The organism is Pseudomonas sp. A125 (assembly GCF_055409485.1).
This window is the reverse complement of sequence record NZ_JBUZVP010000031.1, coordinates 11,868-24,624: the sequence shown is the minus strand read 5'-3', so window position 1 is coordinate 24,624 and position 12,757 is coordinate 11,868. Positions and strand designations below refer to the sequence as shown.

Genomic DNA, 12,757 nt, shown 5'->3' with positions numbered 1-12,757 from the left:
ACGGGGCCGACCCTTAAGACGGACGCAACCCGCGTTCCAGCCAGAGGCGGCTGGCCATGGTCAACAGGCCGTCGAGCAGCAAGGCCAGCAGCGCGGTGCACGCGGCGCCGAGCAACAGTTGCGGCTGATTGTTCAGGGCGATGCCGGGGAAGATCAGGCTGCCCAGGCTGTTGGCGCCGATCAGGAAGGCCAGTGGCGCGGTGCCGACGTTGATCGCCAGGGCCACGCGCACACCGCCGATGATGATCGGCACGGCGTTGGGCAATTCCACGCGAAACAGCACCTGGCGCGGCGTCATGCCAATGCCCACGGCGGCTTCTTTCAGCGAGCCTTGTACGTTTTTCAGGCCTTCATAGGTGTTGCGCACAATGGGCAGCAACGAGGCGAGGAACAGCGCGAAGATTGCGGGGCCGCTGCCGATGCCAAGGACACCGAGGGCGATGGCCAGTACGGCCAGGGGAGGGACGGTATTGCCGATGTTGAAGATCTGCATGAAGCGTTCTGCGCGCCCGACCATCGTCGGTCGGCTGAGCAGGATACCGGCGGGAATCCCTACGATCAGGGCGGCCAGCATCGAAACAAGGACGAGGATCAAGTGAGCTTGCAGGTAAAACAACAAATCGTCGCGGTACAGTTCGATCGTGTTGATGCCGATCCAGTGGACCAGCAGGGCCAGGAGAGCGACGACAACCGCTCCTCCTATCAGCCCTTTGCCATAGCGAATAGCCACAGGCGGACTCCTTTTTTCTTCTGTCGGCGAACACATTTCCGAGCGGCAGTGCCATTCCTGGCTGTCGGCAAATATGGTCGCGAAATGCAGCTCGCCAATACCGGCAAAACGGTATGAGGTCGAGCCATGAGCGCAGCCTCGTCAGGCTAACTTGCTGATTTTTCAGCCCCTGTTACGAGTGCGATAGCAGGGGAGTGGACGTCTCTACCTTTTAAAAGGTTCCATACTTGGCAGCATTTAGCCACCCCCAATGGGGTGAACGGTGGTCCGTCACCCCGGGTTTGCGCTATACTCGCCGCCCTTTTTTGACTCACCTGCCAGGCGATTTCCCATGACCCACCAGGCCGCCGAAGTCGCGAAACGCCGCACTTTCGCCATTATTTCCCACCCCGATGCCGGTAAAACCACCATCACCGAAAAGCTGTTGCTGATGGGCAAGGCGATCGCGGTGGCCGGCACGGTGAAATCCCGTAAATCCGACCGCCATGCCACCTCCGACTGGATGGAAATGGAAAAACAACGGGGTATTTCCATTACCACGTCGGTCATGCAGTTCCCGTATCGCGACCACATGATCAACCTGCTCGACACCCCGGGCCACGAAGACTTCTCCGAAGACACCTACCGCACCCTGACCGCGGTGGACTCGGCACTGATGGTCCTCGACGGCGGTAAGGGCGTTGAGCCACGGACCATCGCGCTGATGGACGTCTGCCGCCTGCGGGACACGCCGATTGTCAGCTTCATCAACAAACTCGACCGTGACATCCGCGACCCGATCGAACTGCTGGATGAAATTGAAGCCGTCCTGAAGATCAAAGCCGCGCCGATCACCTGGCCGATTGGTTGCTACCGCGACTTCAAGGGCGTGTACCACCTGGCTGATGACTACATCATCGTGTACACCGCCGGCCACGGCCATGAACGTACCGATGTGAAAATCATCGAGAAGCTCGACTCCGACGAAGCCCGCGACCACCTGGGTGATGAGTACGACCGGTTTGTCGACCAGCTGGAACTGGTGCAGGGCGCCTGCCATGAGTTCAACCAGCAGGAATTCCTCGACGGCCAGCTGACGCCAGTATTCTTCGGTACCGCTTTGGGCAACTTCGGTGTCGATCACGTGCTCGACGCCGTGGTCAATTGGGCACCCAAGCCGCTGGCCCGGGTTGCCAACGAGCGTACCGTGGAGCCTGTGGAAGAGAAATTCGCCGGCTTCGTGTTCAAGATCCAGGCGAACATGGACCCCAAACACCGCGACCGCATCGCCTTCATGCGTATCTGCTCCGGCAAATACGAAAAAGGCATGAAGATGCGCCACGTGCGTACCGGCAAGGACGTGCGCATCGGCGACGCCCTGACCTTCTTCTCCTCCGAGCGTGAGCAGCTGGAAGAAGCGTTTGCCGGCGACATCATCGGCTTGCACAACCACGGCACCATCCAGATCGGTGACACCTTCACCGAAGGCGAAGTGCTGGGCTTTACCGGTATCCCGCACTTTGCGCCGGAACTGTTCCGTCGCGTACGCCTGCGCGACCCGCTCAAATCCAAGCAACTGCGTCAGGGTTTGCAGCAGTTGGCGGAAGAGGGCGCCACCCAGGTGTTCTTCCCGGAGCGCAGCAACGACATCATTCTCGGCGCCGTCGGTGTGCTGCAGTTTGATGTGGTGGCCAGCCGCCTTAAAGAAGAATACAAAGTTGAATGCTCTTACGAGCCGATCACCGTCTATTCGGCGCGCTGGATCGATTGCAGCGATAAGAAGAAGCTGGAAGAGTTCAAGGTCAAGGCGGTGGAAAACCTTGCGATTGATGGTGGTGGTCACCTGACCTACCTGGCCCCGACCCGGGTCAACCTGGCGCTGATGGAAGAGCGCTGGCCGGATGTGAAATTCCGAGCGACCCGCGAGCATCATTAACGGTTGGCGGTACACAAAAGGGCGGAGCTGTCATGGCTTCGCCCTTTTTTGTGGGCTGTTGGCATGGTACCTACACATAGTGAGGGGGGCGCTGGGGTTTATATCCGTTATTCAGATAACGGATATACACACAACCCAAAAGACCCCCGCCGCCCAAGGCCTATTGGCGAAACACGCGCATTAAGGCTAGCTTCTTGGGTACCGTATCCAATCGCCGGCAGAAGGAAAATGAGCATGCGTGTTTTGCCGAAAGTCATGTTGTTGTTAAAAGTGATGGTACTGGCGTCCCTGGGCGTATCGTCCGCCTGGGCGCATCAACCGATGCAGGGCGAGGTGCTGTTGGCCGCTACAGGAGACCAAACCTGGAAGGACACAGGCAAGGCCAGCGGCACCAAAGAGAGCAATTCCGGAAGCTGGAAGCCGCAAAGCAACACCACCAGCGGTGATGACGCCGAAAACCCCGACAACGACGGTGAAGACAGCCAAACCTACGATGATGGTGATAGTTGAGCCCGTCGCCTGACTTCGCTGGCGAAAACCCTTCATTGGGGCTAGCTTCAAGGCTAGCGGCGGTAAAAGGCTGTCGTGCGGGATTTACTTACTGACTGGACGGAAATCGACCATGAGTATCTTTCAACGTGTGGTGCTGTTGCTCAAAGTGCTGGTGATGTTGTCGCTGGGCATGTCCTCCGCGTGGGCCACGACGGCCGTACAAGGCCATGCCACGGGGTTTGTGGCGGCGAAGACGGTACAGGCGGGTGGTTTGCAACTGGCCAAGAGTGAAGCCGAACCTGGTGACGAGGACCAGGGCGGTTCCAAGGATGATGATGATCAGCAAGCGCCCCCGGATGACGATGACAGTGATGCGGGTGACGGTGACAGCGATACGTAAAGTGGGCTGAAAAAAAGCCCCTCCTGCCGGACAGATGCGCTATCCGGCAAGAGGAGCTGTAGAACACAGTCGATGCCCTGGCTTTAACCCCGGGGCATTTTTTTGCGTGTCAGACCACGAACTGTTCCGCGTAGTGGCAGGCCACCTGACGGTTGTCGAGTGGCCGCAATAGCGGCTCGTCGGTGCTGCACAGTTGGGTCGCGTACGGGCAGCGCTTGTGGAACGCGCAGCCAGACGGCGGGTTCAGCGGGTTGGGCAGTTCACCGACGATCTTGATTTTCGGCTTGTTCGGGTCCGGATGAATGGTCGGGGTCGCCGACAGCAACGCCTGTGTGTACGGGTGCAGCGGGCGTGCGTAGATGTCTTCCTTTGGACCGACTTCAACCGGGCGGCCGAGGTACATCACCATCACGTCGTCGGCAACGTGTTGCACCACCGCGAGGTTGTGGGAGATGAACACGTAGGCGGTGTTGAATTCCTGCTGCAGGTCCATGAACAGGTTCAGCACCTGGGCCTGGATCGACACGTCCAGCGCCGAGGTCGGTTCATCCGCCACCAGCACCTTGGGTTGCAGCATCATCGCCCGGGCCAGTGCGATCCGTTGGCGCTGGCCACCAGAGAACATGTGCGGGTAGCGCTGATAATGCTCGGGGCGCAGGCCCACTTGCTTCATCATCGCCTGGACCTTTTCGCGGCGCTCGGCGGCGGACAGGTTGGTGTTGATCAGCAGCGGCTCGCCCAGTTGGTCACCGACCTTCTGGCGCGGGTTCAACGAGGCGTACGGGCTCTGAAACACCATCTGCACGTCTTTGCGCAGTTGTTTGCGCTGGGCCTTGTCGGCGCCGGCAACTTCCTGGCCGGCGATTTTCAACGAACCCGAAGACGGCTCTTCAATCAAGGTCAGGGCGCGGGCCAGGGTGGATTTGCCGCAACCGGATTCGCCCACGACCGCGAGGGTCTTGCCGGCTTCCAGTTCGAACGACACACCATTGAGCGCGCGCACCAGGGCGTGGCCCTTGAACAGGCCACGGGACACTTCATAGTGACGGGTCAGGTCGCGGGCGGTAAGTACGACGGCCATTACGCCACCTCCTGATTCAGCGGGTAGAAGCAGCGGGCGAGGCTGTTGCTTTTCGGGTCAAGGCCCGGGCGTTGGGCGCGGCAGGATTCCTGCACGTACGGGCAGCGTGGCGACAGCAGGCAACCCTGCGGGCGGTCATAACGGCCCGGCACGATGCCCGGCAGCGTGGCCAGGCGCGTGGCGCCCAGGCTGTGCTCGGGAATCGCCTTGAGCAGCGCTTCGCTGTACGGGTGCGCCGGGATGTCGAACAACTGCGGCACCTGGCCGACTTCAACGGCTTGGCCGGCGTACATCACGCATACGCGCTGGGCGGTTTCCGCCACCACCGCGAGGTCGTGCGTGATCAGCACCAGGCCCATGTTCTGCTCTTTCTGCAAGGCCAGCAGCAGTTCCATGATCTGGGCCTGGATGGTCACGTCGAGTGCCGTGGTCGGTTCATCGGCGATCAGCAGCTTGGGCTCGCCGGCGATGGCCATGGCGATAGCCACACGCTGGCTCATACCACCGGACAACTGGTGCGGGTAGGCATCCATACGGCTGGCTGCGCCTGGGATTTCCACCTTTTCGAGCAGTTCGATGGCGCGCTTGCGTGCTTGCTTGCCAGACATTTTCAAATGCAGGCGCAGCACTTCTTCGATCTGGAAACCCACGGTGTAGCTGGGGTTCAGCGCGGTCATCGGGTCCTGGAACACCATCGCCAGGTCTTTGCCGACGATCTGCCGACGCTGGCGGTTGCTCAACTTGAGCATGTCCTTACCGTCGAAGTTCAGGGCGTCGGCGGTGACGATGCCGGGATGCTCGATCAGGCCCATCAGCGCCATCATGGTCACGGATTTACCCGAACCCGACTCGCCAACGATCGCCAGTACTTCGCCTTTGTCGACACAGATGTCGAGGCCATCAACCACCGGCACGGCGGTCTTGTCGCCGAAGCGCACATTGAGATTCTTGATTTCTAACAATGACATGGGAATCTCCTCAGGCGGCGTTCTTGAGTTTCGGGTCCAGCGCATCGCGCAGGCCGTCGCCCATCAGGTTGATTGCCAGCACGCTGAGCAAAATGGTCAAGCCAGGCAGGCTCACGACCCACCATGCACGTTCGATGTAGTCGCGGGCCGAAGCCAGCATGGTGCCCCACTCAGGGGTTGGCGGTTGTACGCCAAGGCCCAGGAAGCCAAGGGCGGCGGCATCGAGAATCGCCGAAGAGAAACTCAAGGTGGCCTGAACGATCAACGGTGCCATGCAGTTGGGCAACACGGTGACGAACATCAGGCGCGGCAGGCCGGCGCCAGCGAGGCGGGCGGCTGTTACGTAGTCACGGTTCAGTTCGCCCATCACCGCAGCGCGGGTGAGGCGCACATAGGACGGCAGTGACACGATCGCAATCGCAATCACGGTGTTGATCAGGCCAGGGCCGAGGATCGCCACAATGGCCACAGCCAGCAGCAGCGACGGCAGGGCCAGCATGATGTCCATCAAACGCATGATGGTTGGGCCGAGCATGCGCGGGAAGAAGCCGGCGAACAGACCCAGCAGGATCCCCGGGATCAACGACATCACCACCGACGACAAGCCGATCAGCAAGGACAGGCGCGAACCCTGGATGAGGCGCGAGAGCAAGTCACGGCCCAGTTCATCGGTGCCCAGCAGGAACTGAATCTGCCCACCTTCCAGCCAGGCTGGCGGGGTCAGCAGGAAGTCTCGGTATTGCTCGCTCGGGTTATGCGGGGCTACCCAGGGGGCGAACAGCGCGCAAAACACCACCAGCAACATGAACAACAGGCCGGCGACGGCGCCCTTGTTCTTGGAAAACGCTTGCCAGAATTCTTTGTACGGGGACGGGTACAGCAGGCTTTGATCGACTGCTACCGCGGGAGTAGGTGTGGTCATGGTCATGATCTCAGCGCTGGTGACGGATGCGTGGGTTGGCGAAGCCGTAGAGGATGTCCACTACGAAGTTCACCAGGATCACCAGGCAGGCGATTAACAGGATGCCGTTTTGCACCACGGGATAATCCCGTGCGCCAATGGCTTCGATCAGCCATTTGCCGATGCCGGGCCACGAGAAGATAGTTTCGGTCAACACAGCACCGGCCAGCAACGTGCCGACTTGCAGGCCGACTACAGTGAGAACCGGGATCAATGCGTTACGCAGGCCGTGAACGAATACCACGCGCGCCGGCGACAGGCCTTTGGCCTTGGCGGTGCGGATGTAGTCTTCGCGCAGTACTTCGAGCATCGACGAACGGGTCATCCGCGCGATAACGGCCAGCGGGATGGTGCCAAGCACGATGGCCGGCAGGATCAGGTGGTGCAACGCATCCCAGAACGCGTCCGGCTCGTCTGCCAGCAGGGTGTCGATCAGCATGAAGCCGGTGCGCGGCTCGATGTCGTAGAGCAGGTCGATACGCCCGGAAACCGGGGTCCAGCCCAGGCTTACCGAGAAGAACATGATCAGGATCAGGCCCCACCAGAAGATCGGCATCGAATATCCCGCGAGGGAGATGCCCATCACCCCATGGTCGAACAGGGATCCTCGCTTCAAGGCCGCGATCACCCCGGCTAACAGCCCCAGGATGCCGGCGAACAACAGGGCGGCCATGGACAGTTCCAGGGTCGCAGGGAAGAGGGCGGTGAATTCGGTCCACACGCTGGTGCGTGTGCGCAGCGATTCGCCGAGGTCGCCATGGGCGAGCTTGCCTACATAGTCAAAGTATTGCGCGTACAGCGGCTTGTTAAGGCCAAGGCGTTCCATTGCCTGTGCGTGCATCTCGGGGTCGACTCGTCGTTCGCCCATCATGACTTCGACGGGGTCGCCGGGGATCATGCGAATCAACGCAAACGTCAGCAACGTGATGCCGAAAAACGTGGGGATCAATAACCCCAGTCGGCGGGCAATAAAACTAAACATCTTGTTGTGTACCTCAATCAGCCGGTTAGGCAGGTTCGGCACCGTCAATGTCGACGGTGCCGAGCGTTTCTCTTATTTACTTCACCTGGGTGGTGGCGAAGTTATTTGTAGTCAGAGGGCTTTGGGTAAAGCCTTCGACGTTCTTGCGCATGGCGGTGAACATTTTCGGGTAAGCCATGGGAATCCATGGTTGGTCCTTGTCGAAAACGTCCATGGCTTGTTCATAGAGTGCAGCGCGCTGGGTGGGTTCAGCGATAGCGCGCGCCTTGTCGATCAAGTCTTGAAACTCTTTGTTACACCAGCGGGCGTAGTTTTCGCCGTTTTTCGCTGCATCGCAACTCAAGTTCGGGGTAAGGAAGTTATCCGGGTCCCCGTTATCCCCCGCCCAGCCGGCAGAGACCATGTCATGTTCGCCATTCTTGGCGCGTTTGAGCATTTCGCCCCATTCCATGACCTTGATGTTCACTTTCAGGCCGATTTGCGCCAAATCCGCCTGCATTCGCTGGGCGCCGAGCATTGGGTTGGGGTTGGTCGGGCCGCCGCCGTTACGGGTGAACAGGGTGATCTCGGTGCCTTCCGGTACGCCGGCTTCCTTGAGCAGGGCGCGGGCCTTGTCGAGGTCACGGGGCGGGTTTTTCAGCTTGTCGCTGAAACCCAGCAGCGTGGGCGGGTACGGGCCGGTGGCGTCGATCGCGTTGCCTTTGCCGTACAGGGACTCGTTGTAGCCTTTCTTGTCGAACGCGATGTTGATCGCGTGACGCACCCGCGCGTCGCTCATGTACTTGTGGGTCGTGTTCAAGGCGGTGTAGGCGGTGGTCATCGCGGCCAGTTCCGCCACCTTCAGGTTCGGGTCTGCCTTCATGCTCGGCACGTCATCCGGTTTCGGATACAGCGCGATCTGGCATTCGTTGGCCTTGAGTTTTTGCAGGCGCACGTTGTTGTCAGTGGTGATGGCCAGGATCAACGGATCAGCCGGTGGCTTGCCACGGAAGTAGTCCGGGTTGGCCTTGAAGCGCACTTGGGCGTCTTTGGCGTAGCGAGTGAAGATGAACGGGCCGGTGCCGATAGGCTTGGCGTTCAGGTCATCGGTCTTGCCGGACTTGAGCAACTGGTCGGCGTATTCGGCGGAGTGAATCGAGGAAAACGCCATGGCCAGGTCGGACAGGAACGGTGCTTCAGGACGGGTCAGGGTGAAGACAACAGTATGCTCGTCAGTCTTCTCTACGCTCTTGAGCAGTTCCTTGAAGCCCATGCTTTCAAAGTACGGGTAGCCCACGTTGGACTTGTTGTGCCACGGGTGATTCGGGTCCAGCTGGCGCTGGAAGCTCCAAAGCACGTCGTCGGCGTTCATGTTGCGCGTGGGTTTGAAGTAGTCGGTGGTGTGGAACTTGATGTCGTCACGCAGGTGAAAAGTGTAGGTCAGGCCATCGGCGCTGATTTGCGGCAGGTCCTTGGCGAGCGCCGGGATCACTTCGGTGGTGCCGGGCTTGAAGTCCACCAGGCGGTTGAAGATGGTTTCAGCCGCGGCGTCAGCGGTGACGGCCGTGGTGTACAGGACCGGATCGAAGCCTTCCGGGCTGGCTTCGGTGCAGACGACCAGCGGTTTGGCCGAGATGCCGACGGCGACGCTCAACAGCGCAGCGGCAATGGCAGCTTGTAACGGGAGCATTTTCATCTAAGAGCCCTCTGCAATCGATTGGACCAGACAAGCGTAGGCGGCGGGCTCGTCCTGAGCCCGCCGCCGACCTGGCGCTAATTAAAGGATGTTGAACGGGATGGTGGTGACCAGGCGGAACTCACGCAGGTTGCCGTCAGCCTGGTTTTCGCTGGCGCGGTGAGTCACGTAGGTACCACGGAAGGTAGTGGCCTTGAGCGGGCCGCTTTGGACCGCGTAAGCCGCGCCTACACCGTATTCCTGGTGTTTTTCGCCGTCTTGGGCCTGAATGCCGTTGTAAGCAAAGCCAGCACGGCCGCCGTCGCCGGTGTAGTGAGTGCCGTCGATGCCCCAGCCGCGAGCCGAGTAGATGTTGAACTTCAGGCCCGGCACGCCGTATTCGGCCATGTTGATGCCGTAGGCAATCTGGAAGGACTTCTCGTTCGGACCGTTAAAGTCGGACGTCAGGGAGTTGGCCAGGTAGATGCCGTTGGTTTCGTGCAGGTAGTCGAAGTACTCGTCACCGTTCACAGCTTGGTACGAGAAGGTCAGGCTGTGAGCCTGGTGGGTCAGGCCGAACGACAGCGAGTAGGTGTCGTTGTCGATCTTGCCCATCAACTTTTTGCCTTCGTCGACGGTCTTGTAGTAGTTCAGGCCAGTGGTCAGCGACAGGGTCTGGCTGTCACCCAGCTCGTGGGTAGCGCCGAAGTAGTACTGGTTCCAGAAGTCTTCCACGTTAGCGGCAAACAGGCTGGTCTTCAGGCTCTTGAATGGCTGGTAGTTGACGCCAAAGGTGTTGACCTTGTCGGTTTCCTGGCGGCCATTGCCATATTCACTGCGAAATTTCGACAGGCTCTGCTCGGTCCGTGGCGAAACGCGGTCAAACACGCCGCCCTGGAACGACAGGTTGCTGAACTCTTCGCTGTTGAAGCTCACACCTTCGAAGCTCGAAGGCAGCGCACGGTTACCGATGGTGTCGATGATGCCGCTGCTGAAGTTCTGGCGACCGGCGGTCAAGGTGGTGTTCGAGACACGCAACTTGACGTTGGCCAGGCCCAGTTTGCTCCACTGGTCTACAGCGTCGCCGTCGGAGTCGGCCAGGGTACGGTTGGAACCGCCCTTGATGTCGCGCTTGCTACGGTCCAGGACCACGGCGTTGTAGACCGCCACTTCAGTGCTCACGCCCACGGTGCCTTGGGTGAAGCCCGAGGTAGCGTTGAGGATAGTACCTTGCACCCAGTTGGTACGGTAATTGTCAGTACGGGCTTCGCCGTGCTTCTGGTAGGTGAACTTGCTGCCGCGGAAGCGTTGTTCGTTGGAGAACCAGTTACGGGTTGTACCGCCCAGGCTGAATCCATCGATAAAGCCTTTGGCCTCGCTTTGGGCGCTGGTGCCGGCCAATGTGGTTGGAACGAAGTCCTGGCTTGCAGGTTCAGCGTAGGCCGTGGCCGTGATGCTGCTGATGGCCAGGGCCAGTAGCGCGGTGCTGCTCAGTTTCATGGGTGAAGCTCCTTTGGTTCTCTTTTTAATGCCGGTCTTTTTAGGTGAACCGGCTATTGGGTGTGTAACTCGTTCAAGCCTTTGCAAACGTTTGCCCTTGGCTAAAAGCCGAAATAAGGCTGCACGTTTGCAGCAAGGTGAATTCTCACCCTGCGCAATCCGGTTATTTTTTTATGGGGTAATGCTGACGCCCGAGAACACGTTGCGGCCGAAGGGGCTCACTTTAAAACCTTCGACTTTGGCGCTTAACGGCTGGTTGACCGTCGAGTGGGCGACTGGCGTGATCGGCACCTGTGTTTTAAGCAGTTGCTGCGCCTGTTTGTACAGAACAGTCCTTTGTTCGCGGTCGGTCACGACCTTGGCTTGCTTGATCAGCTTGTCGTACGCCGGGTCACACCACATCGAGTAGTTGTTCCCGCCGATGGCGTCGCAGCTGTAGAGGGTGCCGAGCCAGTTGTCCGGGTCACCGTTGTCGCCGGTCCAGCCGATCAGGCTGATGTCGTGCTCGCCATTCTTGGTGCGCTTGATGTATTCGCCCCATTCATAGCTGACGATCTTGACCTTGAGGCCAATCTTGGCCCAATCGCTTTGCAGCATTTCTGCCATCAGCTTGGCGTTGGGGTTGTACGGCCGTTGCACCGGCATCGCCCACAGGGTGATCTCGGTGCCTTCCTTCACGCCGGCAGCCTTGAGCAATTGCTTGGCTTTTTCCGGGTTGTAGGCGGCGTCCTTGATGGTGTCGTCGTAAGACCATTGGGTCGGCGGCATGGCGTTGACCGCCAGTTGCCCCGCGCCCTGGTACACGGCGTTGAGAATGCTCTGCTTGTTCACCGCCATGTCCAGGGCCTGGCGCACCTCGAGCTGGTCAAATGGCTTGTGCCGCACGTTATAGGCGATGTAGCCGAGGTTGAAGCCTGGCTTGGTCAGCAGTTGCAGCTTCGGGTCGGCTTTCAGGGCTTCGACGTCGGCCGGGCGTGGGTGCAGGGTGATCTGGCATTCGCCGGCCTTGAGCTTTTGCACCCGCACCGAGGCGTCGGTGTTGATCGCAAAAATCAGTTGGTCGAGCTTCACGCGGCTCGGGTCCCAGTACTGTTTGTTGCCGGTGTAGCGAATCTGCGAGTCTTTCTGGTAGCGCTGGAATACGAACGGCCCGGTGCCGATCGGCTTCTGGTTGATGTCGCTGGGCTTGCCCGCCTTGAGCAGGTGGTCGGCGTATTCAGCCGACAGGATCGAGGCGAAGCTCATGGCGATGTTCTGGATAAACGCGGCGTCGACCGTATTGAGGGTCATCACCACGGTGTGCGGGCCGGTTTTCTCGACCTTCGCGATATTCTTGTTCAGGCTCATCCCGTTGAAGTACGGGAACTCGGTGGGGTAGGCCTTGCGGAACGGGTGTTCGGGGTCAAGCATGCGATTGAAGGTGAACAGCACGTCGTCGGCGTCGAAATCACGCGTGGGCTTGAAGTCTTTGTTGCTGTGGAATTTCACCCCTTCACGCAGGTGGAAGGTGTAGGTCAGGCCGTCTTCGGAAATATCCCAACTGGTTGCCAGGCCCGGTACGACATTGGTCGCGCCTTTTTCGAACTCGGCCAGGCGGTTGTAGATAGGCTCGGCAGCGTCGTTGTCGGTGGCCGCCGTGTATTGAGCAGTGTCGAAGCCAGCCGGGCTGCCTTCGGAGCAAAACACCAGGCTCTTTTTATCGGCTGCCTGGCCCATCGAGGCCACAGCCAACAGGCTGGTGCCGAATATCGCGGATAGAACGGTAGTATGGCGCATGACAATCCCAATCCTTGTTTGTTGTTTTCGTCAGTGAGCAATCGCAAGGCCTGGGCCTTGCGACATCACTGATCCCACAACGGCAGTTGCCATACAGAGACGATGCTTCTGCCGTACCACGACGTTATGAGTCGGGAGCCTGGCAGTAAATGCAACGAATCTGACAGACCTTGTAGGCAACGGAGCCGCAATTCGCAGTTAACGGCCGTAGGACGGCAGCTAGTGCGAATGTGGTCTGTTTCCTACGGTCTTGGCGGATGCAATAACGGCGACGTTATGAAACGTCGCCGCCAGAGAT

At 59.6% G+C, this 12,757-nt stretch carries 11 protein-coding genes; 3 read left to right on the top strand and 8 right to left on the bottom strand.

Annotated features, from left to right (window positions below):
• Positions 1-13 precede the first annotated feature (13 nt).
• Positions 14-766 carry an ABC transporter permease gene (locus tag ACZRN6_RS29945; protein WP_464009533.1) on the bottom strand — a complete coding sequence of 251 codons (753 nt, stop codon included), beginning with the start codon at positions 764-766 and terminating at the stop codon, positions 14-16.
• A 295-nt stretch (positions 767-1,061) separates the two neighbouring features.
• On the opposite strand from ACZRN6_RS29945, the gene ACZRN6_RS29940 reads away from it, so the two are divergent.
• The 3 genes from ACZRN6_RS29940 (at position 1,062) to ACZRN6_RS29930 (ending at position 3,537) form a co-directional block, all read left to right on the top strand.
• Positions 1,062-2,645, top strand: coding sequence for a peptide chain release factor 3 (locus ACZRN6_RS29940; RefSeq protein ID WP_088422690.1), 1,584 nt, complete (start codon positions 1,062-1,064; stop codon positions 2,643-2,645).
• Between the two features lie 234 nt (positions 2,646-2,879).
• On the top strand, positions 2,880-3,155 hold the full coding sequence (locus tag ACZRN6_RS29935; RefSeq protein WP_322147540.1) for a hypothetical protein: 276 nt from the start codon (positions 2,880-2,882) through the stop codon (positions 3,153-3,155).
• A gap of 112 nt (positions 3,156-3,267) precedes the next feature.
• Positions 3,268-3,537 carry a hypothetical protein gene (locus ACZRN6_RS29930; protein ID WP_322147539.1) on the top strand — a complete coding sequence of 90 codons (270 nt, stop codon included), beginning with the start codon at positions 3,268-3,270 and terminating at the stop codon, positions 3,535-3,537.
• 109 nt (positions 3,538-3,646) lie between these two features.
• Here the strand turns inward: ACZRN6_RS29930 and ACZRN6_RS29925 are convergent, their stop codons facing one another.
• The 7 genes from ACZRN6_RS29925 to ACZRN6_RS29895 all read right to left on the bottom strand — a co-directional run bounded on the left by ACZRN6_RS29925 (position 3,647) and on the right by ACZRN6_RS29895 (position 12,399).
• Positions 3,647-4,618 carry a peptide ABC transporter ATP-binding protein gene (locus tag ACZRN6_RS29925; RefSeq protein WP_322147538.1) on the bottom strand — a complete coding sequence of 324 codons (972 nt, stop codon included), beginning with the start codon at positions 4,616-4,618 and terminating at the stop codon, positions 3,647-3,649.
• Positions 4,618-5,586: an ABC transporter ATP-binding protein gene (locus tag ACZRN6_RS29920; RefSeq protein ID WP_322147537.1), complete on the bottom strand. Its 969-nt coding sequence runs from the start codon at positions 5,584-5,586 to the stop codon at positions 4,618-4,620. Before ACZRN6_RS29920 ends, ACZRN6_RS29925 begins: the two co-directional genes overlap by 1 nt.
• Before the next feature lie 10 nt (positions 5,587-5,596).
• Positions 5,597-6,508, bottom strand: a complete 912-nt coding sequence (locus tag ACZRN6_RS29915; protein ID WP_076016508.1) for an ABC transporter permease subunit — start codon at positions 6,506-6,508, stop codon at positions 5,597-5,599.
• Positions 6,509-6,518: 10 nt separating this feature from the next.
• Positions 6,519-7,529, bottom strand: coding sequence for an ABC transporter permease subunit (locus ACZRN6_RS29910; RefSeq protein ID WP_056859204.1), 1,011 nt, complete (start codon positions 7,527-7,529; stop codon positions 6,519-6,521).
• A gap of 76 nt (positions 7,530-7,605) precedes the next feature.
• Entirely contained in the window at positions 7,606-9,204 is a 1,599-nt protein-coding gene (locus ACZRN6_RS29905; RefSeq protein WP_322147535.1) for an ABC transporter substrate-binding protein, read from the bottom strand.
• An 81-nt stretch (positions 9,205-9,285) separates the two neighbouring features.
• Positions 9,286-10,683 (bottom strand): OprD family porin, encoded by a 1,398-nt coding sequence (locus tag ACZRN6_RS29900; protein WP_322147534.1) that lies wholly within the window; start codon positions 10,681-10,683, stop codon positions 9,286-9,288.
• 171 nt (positions 10,684-10,854) lie between these two features.
• The gene (locus ACZRN6_RS29895; RefSeq protein ID WP_416152141.1) at positions 10,855-12,399 is read right to left on the bottom strand and encodes an ABC transporter substrate-binding protein; all 1,545 of its coding nucleotides are present in this window, start codon (positions 12,397-12,399) and stop codon (positions 10,855-10,857) included.
• Positions 12,400-12,757: the final 358 nt, after the last annotated feature.